Here is a 26,411-nt window from a genome sequence, read left to right as displayed (position 1 = left end):
ATTCCGTACACTCGAGGCGAGACCAGTCGTGAGTGACGGACCCGGAGAATCGACGGACGACGACTGTACGACTAGCGACAGCGACGGTGAAGTCGAAATCGAGGTCACGAGCGGTCGAGCCGACGAATCGGAAGCCCGAACCGACCCCGAAGGTGACCCGACCGACCCCGGTGAGTCTCGCCACGGGAACGTTCCGCGTGAAACCGGTCGCGAGCGCCACGAAACCGACCTCGCGGACGAACTCGGCCGTATCGACGTGATGACCACACCCGAGGGCTACGTCGAAGGACAGATCGCCGACGTCGCTGCAGTCGACGCCACGACGGTCGAACTCGTCGTCTCGCTCCCCCACGGCGAGACGACCGCGTTCACGCTCGAGAAACCGATTCCGTGGTCCGAGGAGTTCCTCCTCGCCCGCATCGTCGAAGACGTCGGCTACGACGCGGCCTCGATCGACTACGTCGTGGGCGAACCGATCTATCTCGAACGAACCGACTCCGGCCCCGAGAAGGACGACTGGTGGTCGCTGTCGATAGCGGCTGCAGGTGACGCCGCGCTGACGTCGCTGTCGGGCGGCCGCTTCCGACTCGAGCGCGAACGCGAACGGAAGTGGGACCTCGTCGACCCGCTCGAGCGCGCAGATGGGACGGCTGACGGAGACGACCGCGTCGTCGAGGATCTCGCAGGGGCAGGACTGGTCGTTCTCGGGACCATCCTCGCCGCCATCGGTGCCGTCGTCGGCGCGACCGGTGGAGTGGTCTTCTCGAGTGCCGTCGTCGGCTACGCACTCGTCGGCCTGCTGCTCGTGCTTTTCGGCCTCGCGGTGCTCCTGCGATCGGAATCGGGAGACTGAGACCGTGACGTCCGTAAGAAGTGAGAACTCGGCTTCAGGGAGCGTAGTAGTACTCGCCCTCGCTGCGCTGCTGTTTGTCGAGTTGCGAATCGGGCTTGTTGATCCGCGGCCGGGAGGTGCGCTCGTCCCGTCGGAACGTGACCTCGAGGTTCGCGAGGAACTCGTTCATGCCGTCGCGCATCGACTGTGGCGTGCCGGCACGTCCGTGGACGGCGGGTTCGCCGTCGAAGACCATGAGCCGATCCGCGAGCAGGTCCATCATGTAGATGTCGTGGTCGATCACTAGCACCGTCGCGTCCTGCTGTTCAGCGTAGCGCCGGATGGCACTGGTCGCCTGCACGCGCTGTTCGACGTCCAGGTGCGCGGAGGGCTCGTCGAGCAGGTACAGGTCCGCCGAGTCGGAGAGACACGCGGCGATGGCCACGCGCTGACGTTCCCCACCGGAGAGATCCGAGAGGTTCTGCTCCATGATGCGCTCTAGCTGGAGCGGCTGGGCGATCTCGGTGTTCCAGTAAGAGGAACCGAACTGGTCCGTGATCGACGAGAGGAACGCGTCGACCCGCATGTGCTGGTCGATCGTCACGTACTGGGGCTTGTAAGAGATTTCGAGGTCGAGATCGGCGTCACCCTCGTCGGGTTCGAGGTTCCCCGTCAGTAGCTTCGCGAACGTCGACTTCCCGATCCCGTTCGGTCCGACGATTCCCAGCACCTCGTTCTCGCGAATCTCGCCGCCCTCGACCTCGAGGGTGAACTCGTCCTCGCCGTAGCACTTGGTGAGGTCGGGGTACTCGACGAGCGTGTCGGCCCGGGTCGCAGTTCGGGGCGCGTGTTCCTCGAACTCGATAGCGTCCGGACGGATCCGCATGTTCTCGTTGTCGAGATAGCCCGCGAGATACTCGTTGATCCCGTTTCGGACGGACTTGGGTGCGGTGACGACACCGTACGCGCCGGGTTCACCGTAGGCGACGTGAAGGGTGTCCGCGAGCAGGTCGAGGATCGCGAGGTCGTGCTCGACCACGAGCATCGATCGGTCTTCCTCCTCGGCGAGTTCGCGGATGAGCCGCGCTGCGGTCACCCGCTGGCCGATGTCGAGGTACGGCGTGATCTCGTCTAAGAAGTAGAAATCGGTGTCTCGAGCCAGCGTGGCGGCGAGAGCCACCCGCTGGAGTTCCCCGCCAGAGAGGTCGTCGATCGACTGGTCCATCACCGGGTCGATCGAGAGGCGTTCGACAAGCGACTCGAGTTCGCCGCGCTCGTCCGTCTGCTCGAGCAGTTCGCGGGTGTTGCCGTCGAACGTGTTTGGAATCTGGTCGACGTACTGGGGTTTGCGGGCGACGGTCACCTCACCGTCGCGAACGTCGGCGATGTAATCCTGGATCTCGGTCCCGCGGTAGGCCTCGAGCACGTCGTCCCAGTCGACTGGTTCGTCGTGGCGACCGAGGTTGGGCTCGAGTTCGCCCGCGAGGATGCGCACGGCGGTCGTCTTCCCGATCCCGTTCGGACCGAGGATGCCGGTCACCTTCCCCTCCTGAGGTGCGGGAAGACCGTACAGCGAGAAGGCGTTCTCGCCGTAGCGGTGGGCCGGATCGTCCTGCAGTTCCTGCGGGAGGTTGATGATCTCGATGGCGTCGAACGGACACTTCTCGACGCAGATGCCGCAGGTCTCGCCGAGACAGATCTCTTCGGAGATGTGGATCTGTTCGGGCTGGCCCTGGTCTGTCTCCTCGCCCCGGAGGGTGATGCACTCCTTGCCGGTGCGATTTGGCGGACAGTAGTTTTTACACTCGTAGCTACAGCGATCGGGCTGGCATCGATCCAGATCGACGACGGCGATACTATCGTCTGCCATGTTATCCCTGGAATGCGGCGGTGAGCAGGATTCCGAGCGTCAGGAACCAGAACGAGAACGTCATGAACACGATGAACAGGTAGTGTTTGACGCCGAACTCGTCTTCACCGTAGATACTCGTGAAATCGTAGAGGATGAACTGCGCGAGAATCGCCGTCAGCACGAGCACCACGCCCCGGGTGTCCGTCGCGACGGCTTCCGGGTCCCCGGCCCAGTCACCCGCGAGCATCAGCGTGGCAACGGCGACGCCCACACCCAGCAGCGCCGACAGCGCCGTCACGCTGATCGAGCGGATGTGCTCGCGCCGGTCGCTGATCGATTCGGTCGACATACACGTGCGTCCGTGGTCGGGGGTGAAAAGGGGTTCGGGTTAGGGCTGGTGGCGATTCAGCGCCGAGATAGAGCGTGACGGCCCGACTCGAGGCCGACGACTCGAGGGTCGCGATCTCTAGCCGATGACGATGTGATCGGAGCCGACGTCGATCCCGGACGGACGTGACCAGTCGCCGTCCTCGTCACTCGCCTGACCGGGACCGAGTTCTGGTCCGTCAGTCCCATCGATACCGTCATCGACGACGAGTTCTGAATCGGCGGGTTCAGTACCACCGTTGGGAGGGGTACCGCCACCGAAGTCGCCGGTCTCACTTTCGGCAGGCGTGATCGTGATTTCCGGGGTTCCCGGATCGACGTCCGCACGTTCGACCCGGACGTAGACGACGAGGTCGTTGAAGTTCGGATCGTTCGGTCCCTCCTCGATGGCGTAGTTCCAGAGGGCGTCCTGATCGTTCATCCCACCGTGGCGCGAGCAGGCGCTCGTGGTCGTCCCACCCCATCCGTACCCACACTCGATCGTCGTCTCGAAGATGAACAGGAACTCGTTGTCTCGCAGGTCGAGTTCGCCGTCCGACCAGAGGCTGTCACGGTCGATTGCCGGGTCGTTGATGTCCTCGAGCATATCTGGCAGACTCAACTGTTCTTCGTTCCCCGGCTCGAGTTGATCGGGCAGTTCGTTGTCCTCGGCCGTCCTGACGCGGAGGTTCTGTTCTTCTTCGTCGGCCGTTGCGTCGACCGGGTCGACCATGGTATTCGCCTGCTGAGTGTCGATGTCCGTACACCAGATGTGATTACCGCCGCCCACACGATTCGCAGTTTCCACGTCACAGACGTGCGAGTTCGGTGTGCCGTACGACCGGGACGCGAGCGTCAGCGTCGACTTCTCTTCGATCTCGAGAGTCGTGTTGAACGTGTGCTGGCTCTGTTCTTCCCAGGCGGGGTAGGTGTTGACGTTGTTTCCTCCCTGGGTGTTCTGGAAGGTGTGTTCGGAGTGTGCCACCCCGTCACGCTCGGTCAATACCTCGAGCGTCATCGTCCCGAGCTGGTGGTCACCCCTGTTGATCCCGGAGACCTGCGAACTGACGATCGAGATTTCGACCGTCGCGTTCTCGATGTCGTCCAGTCCAGCAGTGTCGGGATCGACACCAGCGGTGATCTCGAACGTCGTCGAGACCGGACCGGCGTCGTCCGTCCAGATCGTCGCCTCGTACGGCCCGTCCAGAAGCAACGTCTGATTGATCGGCAACGCTATCGTCCCGATCTCGCCGGGTTCGCGAGTGACGGACTCGTCCTCCAGCGGAATGTCGTCGTACAGCCCCTCGTCCACGAGTTCGTCTGGCATCGGATCGAGGTACTCGAGGTCGAACTCGACGTCCTGTGATCCGTTCTCGACGCCGATGTTCTCCAGATCGGCAGTGACGTACGCGAAGTCCTCGTCGTCTTCGATGGATACGTTCGGATTCGACAGTTCGAACTCGGATCCAGGTTCGCCGACGAAGAAGGTACCCGGATCGGCAAACCCGGTGCTGTCGGTCGTCACGTTGTACTCGTAGGCGGTCCCCGACGAGAAGGTATCACGGTCGACGTCGACGTCGAACTCGAGGGTCGTGGTTTCTCCGCTGTCGAGGGTAACCTCTTTGGATTCGACGTCGGGATTGGCACCCGGGATCGACAGTTCGACATCCTCGGTGACGCCATCGGTCAGGTAATAACTCGTGACGTTCACCTCGAAGGTGGCCTCGGTTCCGATTTCGACGATGTAGTCGTCACCGACACCACCGTCCTCGACGATGAACGTGTCTTCGGCGTCGATCGGATTGCCGGTTACCGAATCGGTATCCGAATCGTCTTCCGTCGAGACGGTGACCGTACTCGAACCGGCAGGCAGCACCGACCGGTTCAGTGTCCACTCGACCGTCGTCGACGAACCGTACTCGAGGTCGACAGACTGGTTGGCAGTTCCGTTGATCGATTCGACCTCGAGTGAGACGTACTGTGTGCCGTCTTCGACGCCGCGGTTCGTGATGGTGGCCGTGACGGTCGCGTTGTCGGATGTCTCGCTCGTATCGATGTCGGTGACGTTGAAGTTCGAGCCAGCCATTCCGTAGTAGAACGAGCCGGGATCGTCCAGTTCGTCGTCCTGGGTTTCGATCGTATAGTTGTAGGTAGTGCCGTACTCGAAGTTGCCCTCGTATTGAGCCGGCTCGAACTGGAGATTTTCACCGCCGGGGTCGCCGAGATGTACTTCGTCACCGGGATCAACCGGTCCGACGGTTTCGCTGGCGTTCAGCACCTCGGTACCCGACGGATCCAAGATCGTTCCCGTTACTTCCTGAGTCACCGGTTCGTCACCGACGTTCTCGAGGACACCGCCGAGATGGAACACAGGGTTCCCGCCACCTGGACCGTCGATCACCTGTGGATCGATCGGGTTCCCGTTCCGTTCTTTTAGTCCGTCGTCATCAACAACCGCAAGTTCGGTCTCTTCGTGCTCCTCCAGGACGTCCTCGATCGTAACTTCGACGACGCCGTTCTCACCTTCCCCGGGCCGGTGATCGATCGTGACGCCCGGATGAACCCCGCTGCCGAGAGTGTCGTGGAGCGACCGATTCCAGCCGTCGTGATACGAACTATCGACCCGGAACGCGATGTTCTCGTGGAGTCGCGCTTCGTCCATGACCTCGTCCGAGAAGTCAGAGGCCTGCGAATGATTTGCGCGAGCGATCGGTGTCGATCCTTCGAGATCACCCTCCTCGAGGGCCATCAGGTTGAACTGGAGCGTCTCGTTGTCGTACTGGATCGCCGGATCGGAGATGACCCGGATCTCGTCGCCGGTATCTTCCCAGATGCCGCCGCCCTGGTGGGCGACCGTCTGTCCGTCCGACTCGAACTCGAGTGCGTTCAGTTCCGTCGAGACGTTGTCGTCCCAGTCCGGGGAGTCGTTGTACCAGACCACCTCGATTACGCCGTCTTCGATCAGTTCTGACTGACAGCTCGGGTCGTCGAAGTCGAGTGGCATCTCGTGACCCGTCCCGGCAACGGTTCCGAGCCGGTGATCGGTCTCGTCGATACACAGCGAAAGCCGTTCCCGATCGGCCTCCGACTCGAGGGCGTCGATCATCGCCGACCCCGAAACGAAGACCAGCGCTGCGCCCAGAATCACCAGCCCGAACAGGATCACGATTCCAACGATCGGACTTGCACCACGGCTTCCGGTATCCCATGGAGCGACGCCGTTCTTCCCCGCCATTTTATGAGTCATCACACCTGAGGTATAAAAATATTCCCACAATCGGCGTTATTGTAATCGTGGCTGCGCCTGAAGTTCCACGCACGGCCTTCGAGAACGGGAAACACGCGGCTGGAAGTGGCAGGTTTCGGAATCGCCGACGCCGAGCGTTTTCGACGGAAAAGCGACGACACACAGCGAGCGATTTCGACACTGACTGACCGGTTAATCAGTCAGTGAATCGAGCGTTTCACGACCCGAGGCGAACGATTCAGCCCGTTTTCGCTCGCAAACGATCGTGGCAACAGCCCGGTGAGGGTCAACTTTTATACTGCTGGAGGATTTCGATTCGTAACATGGTAGACACCGACGGGGAGGATATCGAAGACCTGCCACCGAGTGCGAAACTCGTTTTCAAGGTGCTCGAGTACGACGGCCCGCTGACCCAGAAACAGATCGTCGAGGAGTCGATGCTGTCGGCCCGTACGGTCCGATACGCCCTCGAGCGACTCGAGGAGATCGGAATCGTCGACGAGGACATCTACTTTGCGGACGCTCGTCAGAGTCTCTATCGCCTCGAAGAACGCGTCGCCGCCGACGGCAACGGCGTCGAGGAGGCGCCGAAAAAGGACGCCTGCTGCGCGGAGTGACGGCTCACAGGTGTAGAAACGGCAGGATTATTTTGACTGGCTGACCCACCACCGGTATGGACAGGGACACGCTCCCACGGTGGGGCTGGATGCTCGGCGGACTGTTCGCCGCCGCGATTTTCGCGAACCTCGTGAACTTCCTGATACTCGGCCCCGTCGGGCTCCCGGAGGAGTACTTCGTGCTGACGGTCATCACCGCGATGGCACCAGTGTTCATCTACGTCGGCGTCTGGTACGACGAGGAACGGCGCGGGTACTGGGAGCACTCGAGCACCCGAATCGTCGGTGACGTGGTGTTCGTAATCGTCGGTGCCGCTGTCGGATCGTCGATCGCGCTCGTCGGGTTGCTCGGCAGCGGCCTCCCGTGGATCCTCGAGGAACTCGTGGCGATGGGCGTCGGATTCGCGCTCGGCTGGGGACTATTCTGGTGGCGCAATCCCGAGGTCTACCGGCCCGAGTCGACGCGGTGAACGGTTCCAGTCCCGGAAGAGCTACCGACGACATCGGTTCGCCCGAGGAGCACAGTCTCGTCGCTTGCTGACAGTTCTCCCGTCGACACAGTTACGGTCCCCGATGGGTATTCCCACCCATGGCACCGACGCTCGTGAACGTGGCCGTGGGCGTCCTGCTCGGCCTCGCACTGCTGGGTGCGGCGTTCGATCGTCGCTCGATCGCCGTCGTCGCCCTCGCAGCTGCCCTCCCCGACCTCGACGCCGTCGCGAGTCTGGTCGTCCACGGCGGGACCAACGCCCTCTTTCACACGCTCTGGATACCAGGACTCGCGTTCGTCGCTCTCTACTGGGACACCTGCCTCCGAGATCGGTCGTGGCTCGGCGGTCGCTACGGCTGGTACGGCATCCGGGTCGCCTGGGTTTCCCTCGCCGCCTACCTCGTCGCCGGGATCGGCCTCGACCTCTTCGGGACCGAAGGGGTGAATCTGCTGTACCCCGTCCACGACCAGTTCTACGCCGTCGTAGGTACCTTCCTGCTCTCGAGCGACGAGGGCGTGATCCTCACCTTCGTCGAGGGCGGCGAGGGAGTGCTTCCGCTCACCGCTCTCGGGACGACCGCAGAGCACCACGTCGCGACGTGGGTGAACCCCACCCCGGGGACCGGCTTCGAGACCGGCAGAGGGCGTCGACTGCACCTGGTCGAGACGGGCTGGCAACTGATCGTCGTGTGCGCGGCTGCGGTCGCGCTCGCGGTTCGAGGCTGGGAGGAGCGTGATCGGTAATGCCGTCGACGATCGTCCACGCCGGATTCGCCCTCCTGCTCGCTGCTGGCCTCCTGAAGGGAGCGTTCGACCGACGCGCACTGGCAGTCTTGCTCGTGATCGTCGTCCTTCCCGAAGCCGACACGCTCCTCGGCCCGTGGATCGACGGTGCCCACCGCGCCGTGTTGCACAACCTCACTATCCCCATCGTAGCAGGGGTCTGGCTCACCTGGGACACCCGCCTGCGCGCTCGAGAGCGAAGCTGGATTCGTCGTCGCTGGGGCGCGTGGGGCGTTCGCGTCGCGTGGGTCGCACTCTTCGTCCACCTGTTCGCCCACGTCCTGCTCGATTACGCCCACCTCGAGGGGATCAACGCGTTCTACCCCCTCTACGATACGTTCGTCCGACTCGAGGGGAAACTGTACCTCTCGAGTGCCGACGGGATCGTCCAGACGTTCGTGGAGTTCCAGACCGACCCGACGACGGGAGAAACGACCCGGGACGTCGGGGCAGTCGGGACGACGGCGGACACCCACGTGGCCAATCCCGTCGAACTCTCGCCGGAACCGGAGCCCGACGATCCGCTTCTGGTGCCGATCGCCGAGAGCGGCTGGCAGCTATATCTCGCGCTCTCGGGGCTGTTCGTGCTGGTCGCGCGGCGGTTTCAGGACCGTCGCGAGTACGAGGAGTGATCGGACGGTTCGGTCGGGATCAGTTGCTGTAGTTCCCGCAGAACGCATCGGCCACATCGATAGGCCGGGCGTACTCCCGGTACGGTCGCCGTAGCGGTCCCGGTAGGCGCACATAGTCACCCTCGAAACGATCCGAAACGAAACACGCACGTCGATACTCGACTCCCAGCCGCCACGTCGAGAGACCGGGGATTCGTCGGTACGTCGACTCGAGACGACTGCGCAGTGGAGGATTTTTCGCGGGAAACCCGACGATTCGAGACGCAGTCGAGCCGTCGGTAGCGGGACCAGTCGGGTGTCATCGACCCCGTTTTCGTGACAGGAAAACAATACGAAGACGGCGTCGTGGTCCCTGAAAAACGCCCTGTCACTGCCGGCAGCCCAGTCATCCGATCACGTGTGGACTCCCCTCGAGCATGGAGCGCCGAGCGTATCTGTCGACGATGGCATCGATGGCAGGCGTGCCGATTTCGTATCAACTGGCCGAAGACGGAGACGACACCGACGACGGCGGTGGCGACGCTGACGACGAGGCCGGGAACGGGGATCCCCTGGGACCCACCGACCTCGTCGGAACGTTCGACGACTTCGAATCCCTCGAGTCGTGGCGTGCCTACCAGGACATCGGGTCGATTTCGGCGGCGACCGACTACGTCGCTACGGGAACGCAGTCTGCACTCCTCGAGTCGAGCGAGGAAGACGGGCAGGTTCGCGTCCGTCGGGAACTGGACGAACCGATCGACGTCCGGGGCGTCGCACCAGGTCTCGCGGTGGCTGCCGACCGGTCAGCGAGGGTTCGCATCCAGTTGCAAGACAGCGACGGCCACTACGTCGAGTTCAGCCGACAGGTCAGGGAGGGGATGCCGTTCGTTCGCGACAACTTCGGGCTGACCCGCGTCAGCGGCGAGCCGGACCTCACGGACGTCGTCACACTGCAGATCGTCAGCTGGTTCGGGGAGGGGCAACTCTGGATCGACGACTTCTATTTCGTGCCGACCGTCGGGACGGGAACCGTCCTCCTCCAGTTCCACGGCGGCTACGAGTCCCACATGGCAGCCGCCCAGATCGTCGACGACGCCGAGACCGATATCCCCGCGACAGCGTTCGTGCCAACCGACCGAATTCGGGAGACAGGAAGCGAGGAGACCGACGACGACCGACTGACGCTCGACCAGCTCGAGACTCTCTCGTCGGCCGGGTGGACGATCGGAAGTTACGGCGCCCGCGGAACCACGATCAGCGGCGCTGGCGAGGTCATGGAGCAGAATATCGTCGGTCCTATCGAGTGGCTCACCGACCGCGGCTTCGACGATGGCGCCCGGTTCCTCGCGGTTCCGGGCTCACGGTACTCTGCTGACTCCTACGAGGCGGTTCGCGAGCACTACGATCTGGCGTTTTCGGGGTGGGGGATCTCACAGGGGTATCCCGCCGACCCGCATCGCTGTGCGGTCGTCACCGACCCCAGCCCGGACCAGGCCGTCGAGCTCCTCGAGTGGACCGCCGCCCGCGGCGGCTTCACGTCGATCGCGTTTACCACGTTCGACAGCGAGGACGATCGCGAGGCGCTCGAGGACCTCGTCTCCCGGATCGACGAGCTGGTGACACAGGGCCTGTTGCAGGTGGCGACGCCAGGCCAGCTACTCGCCGGTGCCAGCGAACTCGAGGCCGACCTCGAGGAACGCGCTGGCGAGGCCGAGGTCGGCGACGACGTCGTCGACGATCCAGACGAACAGGCGATCGAGGACGACGAGACGGAAGACGCCGTCGATCCCGACGAGGAAGTGATCGAAGAAGCCGAACGAGACGCAGTCGAGGGCACCGATCAGGAGCCAGATCGAGACGCGGGTGCGGACGAGAGCACGGGCCCGGAGTCAGAACCTGAAACGGAGTCGGGAGCGGAGACGGAACCGGGTCAGCCCACCGACAGCGGCGACGGTGGCGAACTCGAGGTAACCGAAAACGACGTCATCGGTGAGACAGATGAGGAGTCACCGGGGGACGCATCCGAAGCGGCGGACCGCGGATGGGACGAGATCGGTCCCGGAGAAGGGCTCCGCAACGGTGGCTGACCACGATTCGGACTGACTCGGTGCGCTCACGGATCACTCACTCCCCGTTCGGATTCGCGGATCTCACCTCCGCAGTCGTGTCGAATCGCGCGTCGCTCCCGAAACAGTTTACGAGGACGGCACGACCGTAATCGGCCGCTTCCGATCGATCGCCGACTCGAGTTCGTCCGCGATCGCACTGCCCCTCGAGACCTGAATCTCGCACACGTACCTTTTTCTCGTCGGGTTCGCTCTCAATGGTCGCTCACCACTCCTCGAAAAATCTACGCTAAAAAGCCGCTCGCTCCCGACGGTCGCTCGCGGTACAGTTTACGAGGACGGCACGACCGTAATCGGCCGCTTCCGATCGATCGCCGACTCGAGTTCGTCCGCGATCGCACTGCCCCTCGAGACCTGAATCTCGCCGCCGCGGCTCACGGTGGCGGTGAAGAGGTACTCGCCGCCGGCCTGGACCTCGACGGTCTCGCCGTGGTTCCCGTCGACCGGGATGACGATGTGTCTCGAGGTGACTTCGGGCGTGACCATCTGGCCCGCCTGTGAGCCAGCACCGCCACCGCCTCCACCGCCGTTGGCGCTCGCACCGCCGGCACTCGTGCCGTGGTGTGGGTTCTCGTCGTGGGTTCGGACGTCGATATCGATTCCGAGGCGGTTCTCGACGTCGGTGATCCGACCGCCGCCTTTGCCGATGACACTCGAGATGTCGTCCTGTTCGACGTAGACGACGGCCCTGTCCTGGCTCTTGAGTTCGACGTCGACGTAGCCGCGGGCGATCGAGCGGATCTCGCGTTCGATCTCCTGTTTGGCGATGCGGTCGACGCCGGATTCCTGGGCGGGGCCGCCCTCTTCGTCTTTGAGGGGGACGGTGACGACCTGGCGGTTGAACGTGTAGATCTCGTACTCGGGTTCGCCGGTCTCGAAGTTCGTGACCTGGATGACGGGGCGGGCGAGGTCTTCCTCGGTGAGGCCAGCGGGGACCTTGACCTCCGTCCGGACGTCGTAGACGGTGTGGACCTCACCGGCGTCGACGTAGACGACGGTGTCGACGACCTGCGGGATCATCCCGAGTTCGACCCGGCCGACGAGGCGCTGGAGGGCGTCGATCGGTCGCGTGGCGTGGACGACGCCGATCATCCCGACGCCTGCCAGACGCATGTCCGCGAAGACCTCGAAGTCGTCGGTCTTCCTGACCTCGTCGTAGATGGTGTAGTCGGGCCGGACCATCAGCAGGGCGTCGGCGGTCTTGGCCATCTCGCCGCCGAGTTCGGTGTACTGGGTGATCTCGGGGCCGACCTGGAGGTCTCGCGGTTTCTCCATCGTCTTGACTGCGTAGTCGTGCTCGGAGATGAAACGGGCGACCGCCTGCGCGAACGTCGACTTCCCCGCCCCGGGCGACCCCGAGATCAGGACGCCGCGCTGGCGCTCGAGCAGCCGCTCTTTCAACTCGTCGGCGTTCTCGTAGTCCTCGAGGTCGGTCTGGGCGATGGGTCGAACGGCCGTAATCTCGATGCCGTCGGCGAACGGTGGGCGGCCGATCGCGATCCGGTAGTCCCGGAACTGGACGATCTTCATGCCCGGCTCGGAGAGTTCGATGAACCCCTCGGCGGACTCCTTCGCGCCGTCGACGACCTCGCGGGCGTACTCGTCCATCGTCCCCTCGTCGAGTGGCTCGTCGGCGATCGGCTCGTAGTGCATGTCGCCGAGAGCGCCCCGCTTTGCCATCGGCACTGCGCCCGTCTTGAGGTGGACGCTCATCGTACTCTCGTCGAAGTAGCCCTCGACGGAGAGCGTGCCCACTTCACGAGTCTCCGGCGAGACGTGCTCGACCTCGAGACCCTTGGCCTCGGCGACTTCGGCCTGGACGACGTCGCTCGTGACGAACGTGGCTCCCAGTTCCTCCGCGAGGTCGCGAATCACGGCGTCGATCTCGCCCTCGGAAGCGTGACCGCGTTCGATCGCGCTGGGACGATCCCCGACGTACTCGAGGTCGATCGCCCCGTCGTCGGCCAGGTCGGCGAGCCGTTTCAGCTCCTCCAGGCCGTCCCATCCGGTCTCGATGCCGTCGTTGGCCTGCGCCTCGAGTTCTGCGACCACGGCCTCCGGTACCGAAATCGTCGCTCCCTCGAACTGCCCGTCTTCGATCGCCGTCGAGACGCGACCGTCGATGACCACGCTCGTATCCGGCACGACGTTCATGTCGGTAAATTCGGAGCCAGCGCGTAAAAGGGTGCGGGAGACGATCGAACGGCACTCTTGTACGACCCCTGTGAACCCCCACCACGATACCGTGACGGGAACGGTGGAGTTTCGAAGGAATCCTGTCCGCCGAGAATTTTCCGATTCGTTTTAGGAACGAAAGCGAGAGCGTCCGGTATGGACCCGGAGGAGACGTTTGGACGCGGTGGACTGAACGAATACGTCGACGTCGCGCAGCTGGTCGAAAACGTCGGACTCGACGACGATGAGATTGCCTGGCGAAAGGAGTTCGTCGGCTTCGACGAAACCGACGCCGAACGGCTGGCCGACCTCGAGCCGCTTCTCCGGGCGAACAGCGACCGGATCGCCGACGACTTCTACGACAACCTGCTGGCCCACGACTCCGCTCGGGAAATCGTCGGCCGTTCGCCGAAGGGCGTCGAGGCACTCAAGGAGACCCAGCGAGACTATCTCGTCTCGCTCGCAGGCGGCGAATACGACCGGCGGTACTTCGAACAGCGCGCCCGGATCGGCAAACTTCACGAACTGCTCGACATGCCGCTGAAACACTACCTCGGGCAGTACGGCGTCTACTACGACCTGCTGCTCGAGCAGTTGAACGAGCGGATTCAGCAGCAGGTCGTCGACGCCGTCGAAGAGTGGGCCGCCGAACAGGACGACGCGGGCGGACTCGGTGGACTGGCCAGCGCGCTCGGGTTCGGTGGCGAGACGGAACAGGACGGGCTCGAGGCCGGGTTCGAGGCGACCATCCGGGAGGCGATCGACGACGGAATGATGGACGTCCTCGCGCTGTTGCGGATCGTCAACCTCGACATGCAGGTCGCCGCCGACACTTACGTCGACGCCTACGCCCAGCGACTCGAGCGGGCGATCGAGCGCCAGCAGCGACTGGCAAAAGACGTCGAGACCGACGTGCAGGGACCGATCGGAGAACTCCACGAGGCGAGTCAGGTCGTCGCCGGGCGAGCGGAAGCGATCAGCGATCACACCTCGACGCAGGCAGTCGCCGTCGACGACGTGGCGGCGGAACTGGCCGAGGTGAGCGCCGCCGTCGAAGAGATCGCCAGTGCTGCCACAGAGGTCCACCAGGAGAGTACGCGAACCGAGCGACTGGCGGCCGCGGGCGTCGATTCGGCCGACGAGACCGTCTCCGAACTCGCAGCGATCGAGGCCGCGACCGACCGGGCTGCAGAGGCAGCAGCCAGACTCGAGGCCCGAACCGACGAGATCGACGCAGCACTCGAGCGACTCGAGGACGTCACCGAACGGACGTCGATCCTCGCGAAGAACGCAAAGATCGAGGCCAGCCGGTCGACCGGCGAGGGGGCCGGTCCGATGGCCGTCATCGCCGACGAGGTCGAGTCGTTCGCCGCCCAGACGCGCACCGACGTCGAGGCGATCGAGGCGGCCGTGACGGCCGTTCGAGAGGAGGCCGACGAGGCCGCAGCCGCCACCGAAGACGCTGCCGAGCGGGTCGACCAGGGAACCGACCGAGTGCGCGAGACGATCGGCTCGCTCGAGACGATCCACGAGGCGGCGAGCGAAACGGCCGCGAGCGTCGAGGACGTGGCGACGGCGACCGACCAGCAGGCCCGGAACGTCGAACGGGCTGCCAACACCGTCGACGAAATCGCCGATACCGCCGATCGCGTCGCTGCCGCCGCCGAGTCGGTCGCCGCCGCCAGTCAGGAACAGACCGCCAGTCTCGCAGCCGTCGACGAAACGGTCTCGCGGCTCACCGACGACGAAGACGTCTCCGCGATGTACGCCGGCCCGGTGGAGAACCTCGAGCGGTAAACGCTCTTTCCCCTCGAGTGCGTCGTCGCGGGTATGAGCAGTGAACTCGTAGCGCTGACGCGCGATCTCGCGTCGATTCCGAGCCACGACGACGAGACGGCAGTCGGCGACGCCATCGAGGAGTGGCTCCGCGCGGAGACGAACGCGACGGTCCGACGGGACGACGTCGGCAACGTCATCGCTCGCCGGGGAGCGGGCGACCCGTCGCTCGCACTCGTGGGTCACCACGACGTCGTCGAACCCACCGACGAGCAGGTGCGGATCGACGACGACGGCGAGTACGTCGTCGAGGAACGCGACGGCCGTCTCTACGGCCGCGGGACGGCAGACATGAAAGGCGCAGTCGCCGCGGCCATGCTCGCGTTCCGCGACAGCGAGGTTCCCGGCACCTCGAGCAGTCCAGAGCCGTCCGGCGACGGCGACCCGGCGGGTGAACTCGTCTTCGCCAGCTTCGTCGGCGAGGAAGTCGGCGGCGTCGGCGCACGGCACGCCATCGAGGAGGGCTTCGCGCCCGACTACGCCATCGTCGGCGAGGGCTCGACCGGTTACTCGAGCCCCGGAACGACCGACGTCGCCGTCGCCCACAAGGGTCGCCGCGGGAGTACGATCGAGGCGACCGGAAGCGCCGCCCACGCGAGCGAGATCGGCGAGGGCGAAAACGCCATCTACCGGGCCACGGAGGCCGTCTCGATCGTCCGGAACCTCGCCGAATCACCGCCGGGCGTCGAGATCGCGGGGGAAGCACTCGAGGGGAGCCTGACGGTCACCGAAATCGAAGGCGGGACCGCGATGAACGTCGTTCCCGACCAGTGTACGGTGACGATCGACGAGCGGACGGTTCCGGGCGAACGCGCGCCGCTCGAGCGCGTCGAGGACGTCGAGGGCGTCTCCGTGCGCGTCGACCAGGACGTCCCGCCGATGCGGTGTGGCGACGACGCGTTCGCCGAGACGGTGCTCGAGGCCGCCGACGCCGCCCAGGCGGAGACGCCGGAACTCGTGACCAAGCCGCACGCGACCGACGCCGGCTGGCTTTCCGAGGCCGGCACCGAGTGCGTTATCTGCGGTCCCGCAGAGCCCGGCGAAGCCCACACGGCGGACGAAAGTGTGTCGGTGGCGGTGCTCGAGCGCTGTTCCGAGACCTACCGGCGGGTAGCGGAGACGTGGCTGTGGTAGGGAGTAGTCTCGGAGTTTTCGGGAGAAATGGTCGAGGCCACCGCCTCGAGCCGACCGGTCGCCGTCGTGTGTGACCGACGGTGATCCGATTCGCTACGGTCGGGGACGGGTCGAGCGCGTCACGGCAGCGAACAGCGTCGCGACGACGAGCATCACGGCGACGGTTACGAGAACGCCGAATCCGGGGACGCCATCGGTTCCGTCTTCGGCGGCTCCACCCTCGTCGGCCGCGTCGTCGCCAGTCCCGTCCTCGTCCGTCTCGGCGTCGACCGTCACCGTACCGACCTCGAGGTCGCCGACGCGAACGTCGAACACGCCGGGTTCGTCGAACGTGTGCGTGAACGTGACGAGGCGTTTCTCATCCGGCTCGAGAGAGACGGTCTTCGTCGTCACGACCGTCCCGTCGACCTCGAGGAGGAGGTCGATCTCGTCGGGTGTGCTGCGGTCGTTTGTGACCGTCGTTTCGATCGTTAGCTCCTCGCCGGCCGACGGCTCTGTGGGCGAGATCGACGGTGCGTCCACCTCGAGACCAGGGCGATCTGCGGCGAGGGCGAACGCCGAGAAGTGGGGCGTCTCGGCTTCGTAGGTGACGGTATCCCACATGTCACCGGGGTACGCCTCCTCCCACGTGTCACCGGGAAAGAGGTCCTCGGCAGTTTCGGCCTCCTCCCACGTGTCGCCGGGGAAGAGATCTTCGGCTGTCTCGGCTTCCTCCCACGTGTCGCTGGGGAAGAGATCTTCGGCTGTCTCGGCTTCCTCCCACGTGTCGCCGGGGAAGAGCGCGTCCGGATCGTCGACGCCTGCTTCCTCCCAATGATCACCTGGGAAGAGGTCCTCGGCCGTCTCGGCTTCCGCCCAGTGATCACCCGGGAAGAGATCTTCGGCCTTCTCGGCTGCTTCGATCCGCTCCTCGGGGAAGAGCGCGTCCGGATCATCCACGCCTGCTTCCTCCCAATGGTCTCCCGGGAAGAGGTCCTCGGCTGTCTCGGCTTCCGTCCAGTGATCGCCCGGGAAGAGATCTTCGGCCGGCTCGGTTTCTGCCCAGTGATCGCCCGGGAAGAGCGCTTCGGGATGGTCGGCACCAGCTTCCTCCCACATGTCGCCAGGGTAGGCAGCGATTTCTGTCTCGCGTTCGACCCACTCCCCGTCGACGTCGTGGTACAGCGTCACGTCCTCGGGCTCGAGCCCACGCTCTTCCAGTTCGTCGGCCGTGACGACGAACTCGAACGTCGCGTTTTCGATCTCGTCGCGCTCGAGCGAGGACTCCACCTCGAGCGCCTGCAAGAGCGCTGCGTCGTCCGGCAACTCGTCGACGTCGTCCGAGAGGTCGTCGCTGGTTACCACCGTCACGTCGAAGTCGGTGTCCGTCGCGGGCGTCACCGCGAGCTGGGTGAGCGAGGTGTCGTCGGTCCCGGCGCCGTCCTCGAGCGAGATCGCGGTCGGTTCGTGTGCGACCGCGTCCGTCACCGTGACGGCTGCGCCGGACTCGAGCGGGTCGACCGAGATTACTGGTTCGGATACCGGATCGAGCGGCGGAAGCGACGACGGGCCGGATATCGAACCGGATGGTACTGAAGGGGTCGGCGACTGGGACGATTCCTCGTCCGCGGTGACCGTGACGGTACCCGCCTCGAGGCCGTCGACGTGAACGTCGAACTCACCAGTCTCGTCGAAGGTGTGGGTGAACGTGACCTCCGTCGTGGAGCCTCCGTCGACCGAGACCGTTTCGGTGGCCTCGACGTCGCCGTCGACCTCGAGTTCGGCGGTGTGCGTTCCGACCGCGTCGCCGTCGTTCGCGATCTTTACGGTGATCGTTACCGACTCGTCCGCTTTGAGTTCGTCATCACTGAGTGTCGCGGAGGCGACCTCGAGGTCAGGGGAAACGAGACCGTCGCCGTCGCGCAACGCGTAGAACGTGTCGTCGTCGCTAGCGAAAACGTTCGCCCCGAGGTAGACGGTATCCCCAGTTACGACGGGCGAGGTGAACATCGTACTCGAGTCGTCCGGGTCTCGGAGTTGGGTCGATTCCAGTAGATCACCGCTCTCCGCATCGAGCGTGTAGACGTTGCCATAGTAGTCGGTGGCGTACACGCGCCCGTCGACGACGGCTGGCGAGCCGTCGATTCGGTGCGCGAGCTCGAAGGTCCACTTCTCTTCGTTGGTCGTCGCGTTCAGTGCGACTACGTGGTATTCCGAACCAATTCCAGCCTCGCTATTTCCGAAGTACACCGTTTCGTCGACGACTGTCGGTGCGGTCTTGCTCCCTTCCCTATCGTCTCTCCATTCCTCGGACTCCGTCTCGACGTTGATCGCGTACATGTACCCGCTGGTCGCGCCACCTCCACCGAGATAGAGCGTATCGTCTTCCACGGCTGGCGAGCCGTCCGCTTGAGGCCAGAACGTTGGCGAGAATACCTCGGTCCCGTCGTCGACATCGAAACCACGGACGTACCCACCGCGACCCCTGTGGTCGTCAAATCCGGCACCGACGTAGACGACGCCGCCAGCCACCGTCGGGGCGGGAGGGGTGCCGGAATTGTGTCCGGAGGTCGCGTTCCACTGTTCGGCCCCGTCGGTGGCGTCGTGTGCGTGTAGACCGTTTCCGACGTGAGCGAACACGTACCCATCGGAGATCGCTGGCGTGGACACCGCCTTTGCGGACTCCGTAAACCCACCGACGTCGAACGTGTGCGCCCACACCTCGTCGCCGGTGTCAGCGTCAATCGCGAAGAGGCCGCCGCTGTCGTTTCCAACGTAGACCACGCCCTGGTCTACGACGGGCGACGAGTCAACACCATCTCCGATCTCCAGCGACCAGTTCTCGTCGCCATCGTCCGCGTCCAGCGCGTAGACGGATCCGTCGTTGCTACCCACGTAGACAACATCGTCAACGATAGCGGGGCTCGAGTGTACGTGATCGTCCAGTGCGCTCCACGCCGTCGACAGTTCGTCTTCAGGTCCCGACGCATCGATCGCTCCCGTGTTGGTGGTGTCGGACTGGTACTGGGGCCAGCCGTCCTCGGTCTCCCCGTCGGCGACCACGCCTGAAATCCCGCCCACAAGCGCTACCATCGCTATCAGCAGAATCGACAACACGACCCTCGTCCCTCGATCCGGTTTCAACCATCCACCTGATCGTGCCGACCGACACTTTCGCGACGGCCCTAGTTCAGAACTGCTCCGAAACATGTCAGAATCCCTCCAGAAACGTTCCGAGTTGCGCAAACAGCCCGAACGCGTCCCAGACGTCGGTCGATTCCACGAGTCGGCCGTCCGCCACTCGAGAGACGCACACCCCGTCGACCTCGAGCGAGCGACCAGTTGGCGCGATGCCGAAGATATCTCCCTCGTGGGTCCCTCTCGCGGTGTAGGCGATGATCACCGCGTCGCCGTCGACGTACGTCTCGCGCACGGTCTTGGTCATGTCGGGCGTGCCCGTCCGAACCGTCTCGACCCACTCCCGCAGCGCCGCCGGCCCCTCGAGTAAGTCCGGAAGCACCGAATCGGAGTGGACGTAGTCGTCGGTTACCAGTTCGTCGATCAGTGCAAGGTCACCCCCGCTCCAGACCTCCCGCAGTAACTGGAGGGCTGGACTCGCGGTCGAACCTCGATCGCCATCTGGAGACATTCTCGAGAGATTATCACTCCCGTCTAAATCATAAATATAACCAGTATAATACTATTGTAAAATTGGCTTCTGTAACCTGATACAGTCTCCATCGTAAGAGACGCCCAGATGTACTCGAGAGCGAGCGCGCGCCGGGACGTCCGGTGCCAGTTTTCCGCGCTCGAGCGGTCGACTGGTGATCGACAGCAGACGATGCCCGCCGACCCGCACAGGATACCGGCTCGATTCTCGCCGAATCCACATCAGCAACCAGTTACTTCGTTGCTGGTTTTTCACGGTCGTAGCCTCTCAGCAACTCTCCGAGAGATCCGATTACCTATAACTTATCCTACTGTATAATAATACAGACCTGTCTACCAAACATTAATATCGGCTAGCGTATGATACAGGTGCCATGGTACTCCACTTCGGCAAAGCAACGGGCATCTTCCTGAAGACGCTCCCGTGGGTTGCGCTGCGGTTCGTCGTCGGCGCGGCGTTCGCGCTGCTCGCGGTCCTCTGGTTCGGGATCATCCTGTGGCTCGTGTTCGGCTCGATCGGCGTCTCCGGGCTGGTCGGGGTCGTGGTCCTGCTCGTCGCCACCGTGGTATTCGGCGGGCTCGTCACGCTCCTTCGGCGGTACGTGCTCTACCTGGTAACCGCGGGACACGTCGCTGTCATCGCCCACGCCGTCGACACGGGCGAGGTACCGGACAACCAGCTCCAGTTCGGCAAACAGCAGGTAACCGACCGGTTCGTCGAGGCCAGCGCGCTGTTCGCCGTCGACCAGGTTATCAAGACGGTCATCAAACAGTTCAACCAGGCCGTCGCTTCGATCGGCCGAATGGCCGACTTCGTCCCCGCGCTCAAACAGCTCGTGGCCATCGTCACCCAGGCGATCGGCCTCGCGGCGTCTTACATCGACCAGGCGATCCTCGCACACATGTTCCTCCACGACGAGAAGGGCACCTGGACGGCCGCCCGCGACGGACTCGTCCTCTACGGAAAGACCTGGAAACCCGTCCTCGGCTCGACGCTGCTGATCGTCGTCGGGTTGCAGGGCACGGCGCTCCTCTTCGCCGGCGGCCTCGCGCTCGCCTCCGGCGTACTCGGTGGATTCGGGACCGTCCTCGAGACAGCCGTCTGGCTCGTCGTCGGCGGGATCGTCGCCGTCGGCTATTTCGGCGTCCTCTCCCCGTGGATCAAGACCGTCGTGATCACGACCTACCTCGTCGAAGCGGAGGGCAAGACCCCCGACAGCGACACGATGGACTACATCGCCGACCGCTCGAGCGAGTTCGCCGACGTGGTCAGGAAAGCAGAAGCCGAGGACGATCCGTCGCCGGGCCGGGTCGACGAACGGCACGACGAGGAGCCCACGGTGGGCACGCCAGGATAGGTCGGGTCAGTCGTCTTCGGCCGCTTTTTCGGCTTCGTCCTGAGACTCACCCTCGTTCTCGCTCCCGGCCTCGAGTCGGTCCACGGCCTCGAGTCGGTCCAGACGACGTTTGAGCACGTACGAGACGCCCCCGAGACTCGCCAGACTGGCGGTCACGCCCATCCCGGGGACGCCGTCGAGGTCGACCTCGACGAGTTCCTGCTGGCCACCCTCGTCGGCCGCGGTCTCGGCCAGTTCGCGCTCGAGTTCGGCGGCCGACCGGTCGGCACCGTTCGTCCCGTCGCCATCGTCACCGCTCCCGACGTCGGGCGGCGTCGTGGGCGTCTCCGCCGCGGCCGCAGTGGCCGCCCACCCGTCGTGGTGGCCCAGCGTCCCGAGTTCGACCCGGGAGTCCACGCTCGAGCCGTCGCCGGCTCCCTCGAGTGCGTAGAGGGTTCCGTCGTCGCTCCCGACGTAGACGACGCCGTCGACGACCGTCGGTGAACTCCAGACGTCGTCGCGTGTCTCGTACGCCCAGACTACGTCACCGGTGGCCGCCTCGAGTCCGTAGACGGTGCCGTTCGTGTTGCTCGCGTAAACCACGCCGTCGGCGACCGTCGGCGAGGCGTGGAACTGCCAGTCGTCTGTATCGTCCGAGCCGTCGACGGCGAACGACCAGCGCTCGGTTCCGGTGGCGGCGTCGACGGCGTAGAGGACCGCCTCGGTCGGGTCGTCGGCGACCCCGTAGGTTTCGTCGTCGGTCCCCACGTAGACCACGCCGTCGTGAACCGTGGTCGCCGAGATGACGTGCGCGTCGGGGTCGGTGAACTCCCACTCGAGTGAGCCGTCGGTTGCCGACAGCGCGTACAGCGTCGAGTCGTCGCTGCCGACGTAGGCGACGCCGTCGACGACGGTCACCGCGGAGTTGACCCAGAGGCCGGTTCGATACCGCCACACGAGGGAGCCGTCCGCGGCGGCGAGCGCGTAGACGTGGCGGTCGTGGCTCCCGACGTAAACGATCCCGTCGACCACCGTCGGCGCGGTCGTGACGATATCCCCCGTCGTGTAGCGCCACCGCTCCGTGCCGCCCGCGGCGTCGATCGCGTAGACGTTCCCGTCCTCGCTGCCGACGTAGACGATGCCACCGACTCGCGTCGGCGAGGAGTTGACGTAGGACCCGGTCTCGAACCGCCAGCGCTCCTCGCCCGAGGCGGCGTCGATCGCGTAGACGTTCCCGTCGGTGCTTCCCACGTAGACGTCGCCGTCGACGACCTGGGCGTCGGAGCGCACCTGCGCGCCGGTCTGGAACGACCACTGTGGACGGCCGGTGTCGGTGTCGATCGCGTGGACGGCCCCGCTCTCGTCCCCGACGTACACCACGCCGTCAACGACCGTCGGCGAGGACTCGACGAACCCTTGCGCCGTGAAGGTCCACCGAACGTCCCCCACGTTTTCGGCGTTGACGGTCCCGACCGTCGTCACGAACCCCGCGGCGGCCAGACCCGCGGCGATACCCGTCCGGAGCACTCGTCGCCGGGAGAGCCCACCCCCTCGAGAGCAGGCCGAGAGGTCGGTACGGTCGTGGGAACGAGCGTCGGGGCGAACTCGAGCGCGTGATCGGCCTGCGGCCGATTCTGAACGCGCGTCCGTCATTGACACTCCCCTGGACTGGTTCGTCGTCGGCTGTCGTTTTCCGTTCGTCTGCGTCGGTTCCGACCGTCCGTTGGTTGCGTCTGGCTCGAGCGCCATTGTGTATCGAGCGCCACTCGCTGGATTCGCAATAAGCATAATCTGTACGACAGTACAGTCAGAAAGCGGACAGTACGGGGAAGTTCAGTCGGTGCTCGTCGCTGACGACAGTTCCTGGACCACGTCGACGACCGCGAGCGTCTCGTCGAGGGTGAGTCGCAGTCGATCACCGTCGCAGGGGATCGTGACCCGAATGCGGTACGGGTCGGTCTCGAGGAGTTCAGTCTCGAGCGTCTGAGCGCGCCGGAACGTCTCCCATGCGGTAAAGTCGTGGACGATTCCGCGGTCGTGGTAGAACGCCGTCACGCTCGGGTGAGCGAGGATGGCGATCGTGAGCGGGCCACGGGCGACCGACTTACACTGGTGACAGCGTTCCGCGACTTCGATCGCGTGCTGGCGGTGACAGTGCGGGCAGCCACCCCCCTCGCGCGGTTCGTGGTCGTCACAGACGTCGAGCGATTGCTCGACCGCGCTCGAGCAGTCGGGGCAGACGCCGTCGATGAACGATCGGATCCGGTTGAGATTGTATCGGAGCGTGGCGTGAAACACCTCCTCAGGGGTCCGGTCCGTGAGGCCGGACGGCGGAACGGCGAAGGTAAAGAGGACGCCGTCGTCACCCGTCGCATCTTGCCAGATTCCCGGACACTGGCTACAGGAAGCGGCGAGGTGGTGGTTGTCGTAGTCGATCACGACGGGGGCACCACAGCGGGGACAGGGCTCGTCGACCTCGACGCTGTCGAGTCGCAGTTTCTCGCCGACCGTCCCCGCGACGACGGATCGAGCGATCTCGAAACCGGCCTCGGTGAGTTCGTACCCCGCGTCCGTCCGGCGGACGAAGTGGTCGGTGAGTTGCTCCAGGTGGTAGTTGAAGTTCCCGGAGTCACCGTAGCCGACAGCCTCGTACAGCTCCGAGAACGAGACGGCGGTATCCCCGTCGTACAGATCCGCGAACTTGACGACGTTGGCCGGGTCCTCCGGTTCGTACAGCTCCCACAGCGTCCGGACGATCTCGAAGCGCGTCTCGTTACCGAGGACGGCGAAGGCGTCCCCCGGTGGGAGGGTGCTCGAGTCGTCACGTCCCCCTCGTGACATGGTCGCAGATACCACTAAGACATGTAAAGTGTTCCGCTCGAGAGGACGCAACCACTCGAGCGACGATATCCGCGCACTGACGGCGCTATGGGAGACGCGTCAGGAGATCGGGCGCTAGAGACACGTCGGGGCACCCGCCGTTGGTCACTCGAGCGGGACGACGTCGCCGCCTCCACACTCCTGACAGACCTCCCTGTCCGCGTAGAAGCGTTCGCCGCAGCTCTCGCAGGGGTATTCGGCCTCTTCGTCTGCGGCGCGTTTCGCCTCGTGCGTGAACTCGCCGACTTTCCGCCCGAGGTCTTCGAAGAAACCCATTATTCCTACAGAACGGCCGAATCTGATAAGCGTTCACCGCCAGGGGGCCATCCTGGCGCAATTCGAATCCTCACACGCCGGGAACGCCGACGGCCTCGAAGCCGGTGACCCCGACCACCGCGAGAACGTACAACACGATGAGGACGGTGACCCAGGCGACGAGGCCGATCATCGCGGCCGCGGTCCACTCGCCGGGGTACCGGACGTTGATCACCGCGACGTACGCGACGAGCGCGAGCAGGGGACCCAGCAGGGGTATCCACCCCACCAGGAAGCCGACGACCGCCCAGACGATCGCCCCGATGAGTGCGGTGACGATCGCGTGATCGTAGTCGTCGGCACCGACGATGACGCGCGCTCCGACGTAGATTCCCAGTGCACCGATCAGCAGGCTGACGGCGAACACGATCGCGGATGCGAGAACCATAGCACCCGAGAACACGTCAGGAAGGGGGAACCGTTCGTGGCTTGCACGTTCCACTCTCGTGATGGGCGCTGCCCGACCTCGGAATGGCTGATAGATCGTCGAGCCTCGCGTGAGTCTCCGAAACCACGACGTTGATACGCCCACGGCTGGTGTACTGGCCCATATGGCGACCGACGACACCCAGCGCGACCCAGCCGCCGAGGCAGACGGCGACGAGACCGCCCAGCCGGACGCCTACGAGGCCTTCGAAGACCGCGTCCGCCGCATCTCGAACGTGAGCGCCGCCGCCGGCGTCCTCCAGTGGGACCAGGAAGTCGTAATGCCCGACGAGGGGACGCCCGCACGCGCCCAGCAACTCTCGACACTCTCCTCGATCAGCCACGAACTGCTCACGGACGAAGAGACCGGCGACCTGCTCGCAGCGCTCGAGGACCGCGACGCAGGCGATGGCGAGGCCGCCGACAACGAAGCCGACGACGGGACGCTCGAGGGCGACCAGACCGCCGTCGTCCGCGAGGTCCGCCGGGAGTACGACCGTGCGACGAGCGTCCCCGAGGAACTCGTCGCCGAGATCGCCGAGACGACGGCGAACGCCCACCCCGTCTGGAAGGAGGCCACGGAGAACGACGACTTCGAGACCTTCGCGCCCACGCTCGAGAAGCTGGTCGATCTCAAGCGGGAGTACGCCGAGTGCATCGACCCCGACGCCGACCCATACGAGGTCCTGTTCGCCGACTACGAACCCTACATCGACCTCGAGACCGCAGAACGGGTGCTCGAGCGCCTGCGCGACGAACTCGTTCCCCTCATCGAGCAGGTCGAGGCGAGCGCGGTCGACCTCGAGACCGACGCCTTCGCAGGCCAGTTCGACGACGACGATCAGGAAGCGCTCGCGCGAGACGCCCTCGACGCGCTGGGCTACGACTGGTCCCGCGGGCGACTCGACACCGCCCCGCACCCGTTCTCCTCGGGGACGCAGTTCGACGCCCGCGTCACGACGCGATTCGAAGCGGACGACCTCCTCGGGTCGCTCACCTCGACCATCCACGAGTTCGGCCACGCGAACTACACGCTCGGGCTGCCCGACGAGGGCTACGGCACGCCGCTGGGCGACGCCCGTGACCTCTCGGTCCACGAATCCCAGTCTCGCCTCTGGGAGAACCACGTGGGCCGGTCGGAGGCCTTCTGGGAGTACTTTCTCCCGACCGCCCGTGAGCGATTCCCCGAACTCGAGGACGTCAGCCCCCGCGAGGCCTACGAGTCGGCCAACCAGGTCTACGACGACAACCTCATCCGCGTCGAGGCGGACGAGCTCACCTACCACCTCCACATCGTCATCCGCTTCGAGATCGAACGCGATCTCATTTCGGGCGACCTCGAGGTCTCGGAGGTCCCGCAGGTCTGGAACGACAGGTACGAGGAGTACCTCGGCGTTCGTCCCGAGACCGACGCCGAGGGCTGCCTGCAGGACATCCACTGGTCTCACGGCAGCTTCGGGTACTTCTCGACGTACTCGCTTGGCTCCGTGCTCGCCGCCCAGCTCTACGCCGCGGCCGAAGCCGAACTCGGGGACCTCGACGACGATATCCGCGAGGGTGACTTCGACGCCCTCAACGGCTGGCTCCGCGAGAACGTCCACCGTCACGGCAAACGCTACACCACCCAGGAACTGATCGAACGCGCGACCGGGCAGGAGCTCACCGCCGATCCCTTCCTCGAGTACGTCACCGAGAAGTACGGCGCGCTGTACGATCTCGAGGCCTGACGAGGC

General features: G+C 64.8%; 20 protein-coding genes. 10 read left to right on the top strand and 10 right to left on the bottom strand.

Going from position 1 to position 26,411, the window contains the following annotated elements:
- Positions 1-28: 28 nt before the first annotated feature.
- Complete coding sequence (locus B1756_RS09875; RefSeq protein WP_086888385.1) at positions 29-853, top strand: hypothetical protein; 825 nt, start codon at positions 29-31, stop codon at positions 851-853.
- Positions 854-887: 34 nt separating this feature from the next.
- Here the strand turns inward: B1756_RS09875 and B1756_RS09870 are convergent, their stop codons facing one another.
- The 3 genes from B1756_RS09870 to B1756_RS09860 all read right to left on the bottom strand — a co-directional run bounded on the left by B1756_RS09870 (position 888) and on the right by B1756_RS09860 (position 6,285).
- On the bottom strand, positions 888-2,702 hold the full coding sequence (locus B1756_RS09870; RefSeq protein WP_086888384.1) for a ribosome biogenesis/translation initiation ATPase RLI: 1,815 nt from the start codon (positions 2,700-2,702) through the stop codon (positions 888-890).
- 1 nt (position 2,703) lies between these two features.
- Positions 2,704-3,033, bottom strand: a complete 330-nt coding sequence (locus B1756_RS09865; protein ID WP_086888383.1) for an EMC6-like membrane protein — start codon at positions 3,031-3,033, stop codon at positions 2,704-2,706.
- Between the two features lie 117 nt (positions 3,034-3,150).
- Positions 3,151-6,285 (bottom strand): DUF7289 family protein, encoded by a 3,135-nt coding sequence (locus B1756_RS09860; protein ID WP_152031297.1) that lies wholly within the window; start codon positions 6,283-6,285, stop codon positions 3,151-3,153.
- Between the two features lie 335 nt (positions 6,286-6,620).
- Between B1756_RS09860 and B1756_RS09855 the strand changes: the two genes are divergently transcribed.
- The 5 genes from B1756_RS09855 (at position 6,621) to B1756_RS09835 (ending at position 10,888) form a co-directional block, all read left to right on the top strand.
- Positions 6,621-6,914 (top strand): MarR family transcriptional regulator, encoded by a 294-nt coding sequence (locus B1756_RS09855; RefSeq protein WP_086888381.1) that lies wholly within the window; start codon positions 6,621-6,623, stop codon positions 6,912-6,914.
- A 56-nt stretch (positions 6,915-6,970) separates the two neighbouring features.
- Complete coding sequence (locus B1756_RS09850; protein ID WP_086888380.1) at positions 6,971-7,384, top strand: hypothetical protein; 414 nt, start codon at positions 6,971-6,973, stop codon at positions 7,382-7,384.
- Positions 7,385-7,503: 119 nt separating this feature from the next.
- Positions 7,504-8,148: a hypothetical protein gene (locus tag B1756_RS09845; RefSeq protein WP_086888379.1), complete on the top strand. Its 645-nt coding sequence runs from the start codon at positions 7,504-7,506 to the stop codon at positions 8,146-8,148.
- Positions 8,148-8,819, top strand: coding sequence for a metal-dependent hydrolase (locus B1756_RS09840; RefSeq protein ID WP_086888378.1), 672 nt, complete (start codon positions 8,148-8,150; stop codon positions 8,817-8,819). The genes B1756_RS09845 and B1756_RS09840 overlap by 1 nt, the downstream gene beginning before the upstream one ends.
- A 416-nt stretch (positions 8,820-9,235) precedes the next feature.
- On the top strand, positions 9,236-10,888 hold the full coding sequence (locus B1756_RS09835; protein WP_323368195.1) for a polysaccharide deacetylase: 1,653 nt from the start codon (positions 9,236-9,238) through the stop codon (positions 10,886-10,888).
- A 309-nt stretch (positions 10,889-11,197) separates the two neighbouring features.
- Here the strand turns inward: B1756_RS09835 and B1756_RS09830 are convergent, their stop codons facing one another.
- Positions 11,198-13,081 carry a PINc/VapC family ATPase gene (locus tag B1756_RS09830; protein WP_086888377.1) on the bottom strand — a complete coding sequence of 628 codons (1,884 nt, stop codon included), beginning with the start codon at positions 13,079-13,081 and terminating at the stop codon, positions 11,198-11,200.
- Positions 13,082-13,258: 177 nt separating this feature from the next.
- Between B1756_RS09830 and B1756_RS09825 the strand changes: the two genes are divergently transcribed.
- Both B1756_RS09825 and B1756_RS09820 read left to right on the top strand, forming a co-directional pair.
- Positions 13,259-14,899 carry a globin-coupled sensor protein gene (locus B1756_RS09825; protein WP_086888376.1) on the top strand — a complete coding sequence of 547 codons (1,641 nt, stop codon included), beginning with the start codon at positions 13,259-13,261 and terminating at the stop codon, positions 14,897-14,899.
- Positions 14,900-14,932: 33 nt separating this feature from the next.
- Positions 14,933-16,072: a M20 family metallopeptidase gene (locus B1756_RS09820; RefSeq protein ID WP_086888375.1), complete on the top strand. Its 1,140-nt coding sequence runs from the start codon at positions 14,933-14,935 to the stop codon at positions 16,070-16,072.
- A 93-nt stretch (positions 16,073-16,165) separates the two neighbouring features.
- Here the strand turns inward: B1756_RS09820 and B1756_RS09815 are convergent, their stop codons facing one another.
- Together B1756_RS09815 and B1756_RS09810 are read right to left on the bottom strand one after the other, a co-directional pair.
- Positions 16,166-19,144 carry an outer membrane protein assembly factor BamB family protein gene (locus tag B1756_RS09815; protein ID WP_161493173.1) on the bottom strand — a complete coding sequence of 993 codons (2,979 nt, stop codon included), beginning with the start codon at positions 19,142-19,144 and terminating at the stop codon, positions 16,166-16,168.
- Between the two features lie 118 nt (positions 19,145-19,262).
- The gene (locus B1756_RS09810; protein WP_086888373.1) at positions 19,263-19,700 is read right to left on the bottom strand and encodes an ester cyclase; all 438 of its coding nucleotides are present in this window, start codon (positions 19,698-19,700) and stop codon (positions 19,263-19,265) included.
- 394 nt (positions 19,701-20,094) lie between these two features.
- Here B1756_RS09810 and B1756_RS09805 point away from each other — a divergent pair, with 394 nt between their 5' ends.
- Positions 20,095-21,078, top strand: a complete 984-nt coding sequence (locus tag B1756_RS09805) for a hypothetical protein (RefSeq protein WP_086888372.1) — start codon at positions 20,095-20,097, stop codon at positions 21,076-21,078.
- A gap of 6 nt (positions 21,079-21,084) precedes the next feature.
- On the opposite strand, the gene B1756_RS09800 is transcribed toward B1756_RS09805, so the two are convergent.
- The 4 genes from B1756_RS09800 to B1756_RS09790 form a co-directional block, all read right to left on the bottom strand.
- Positions 21,085-22,710, bottom strand: coding sequence for an outer membrane protein assembly factor BamB family protein (locus B1756_RS09800; protein ID WP_161493172.1), 1,626 nt, complete (start codon positions 22,708-22,710; stop codon positions 21,085-21,087).
- A gap of 180 nt (positions 22,711-22,890) precedes the next feature.
- Positions 22,891-23,898 (bottom strand): DUF7351 domain-containing protein, encoded by a 1,008-nt coding sequence (locus tag B1756_RS09795; RefSeq protein WP_086888370.1) that lies wholly within the window; start codon positions 23,896-23,898, stop codon positions 22,891-22,893.
- Between the two features lie 144 nt (positions 23,899-24,042).
- Positions 24,043-24,213, bottom strand: a complete 171-nt coding sequence (locus B1756_RS19065; protein WP_228434313.1) for a hypothetical protein — start codon at positions 24,211-24,213, stop codon at positions 24,043-24,045.
- Positions 24,214-24,283: 70 nt separating this feature from the next.
- Positions 24,284-24,640 (bottom strand): hypothetical protein, encoded by a 357-nt coding sequence (locus B1756_RS09790; RefSeq protein WP_086888369.1) that lies wholly within the window; start codon positions 24,638-24,640, stop codon positions 24,284-24,286.
- Between the two features lie 163 nt (positions 24,641-24,803).
- Here B1756_RS09790 and B1756_RS09785 point away from each other — a divergent pair, with 163 nt between their 5' ends.
- Positions 24,804-26,405, top strand: coding sequence for a carboxypeptidase M32 (locus B1756_RS09785; protein ID WP_086888368.1), 1,602 nt, complete (start codon positions 24,804-24,806; stop codon positions 26,403-26,405).
- Positions 26,406-26,411: the final 6 nt, after the last annotated feature.

Source organism: Natrarchaeobaculum aegyptiacum (assembly GCF_002156705.1).
Lineage (GTDB): Archaea > Halobacteriota > Halobacteria > Halobacteriales > Natrialbaceae > Natrarchaeobaculum > Natrarchaeobaculum aegyptiacum.
Note: the sequence above shows the minus strand (reverse complement) of the source record. Positions and strands in the feature narration are given on the sequence as shown.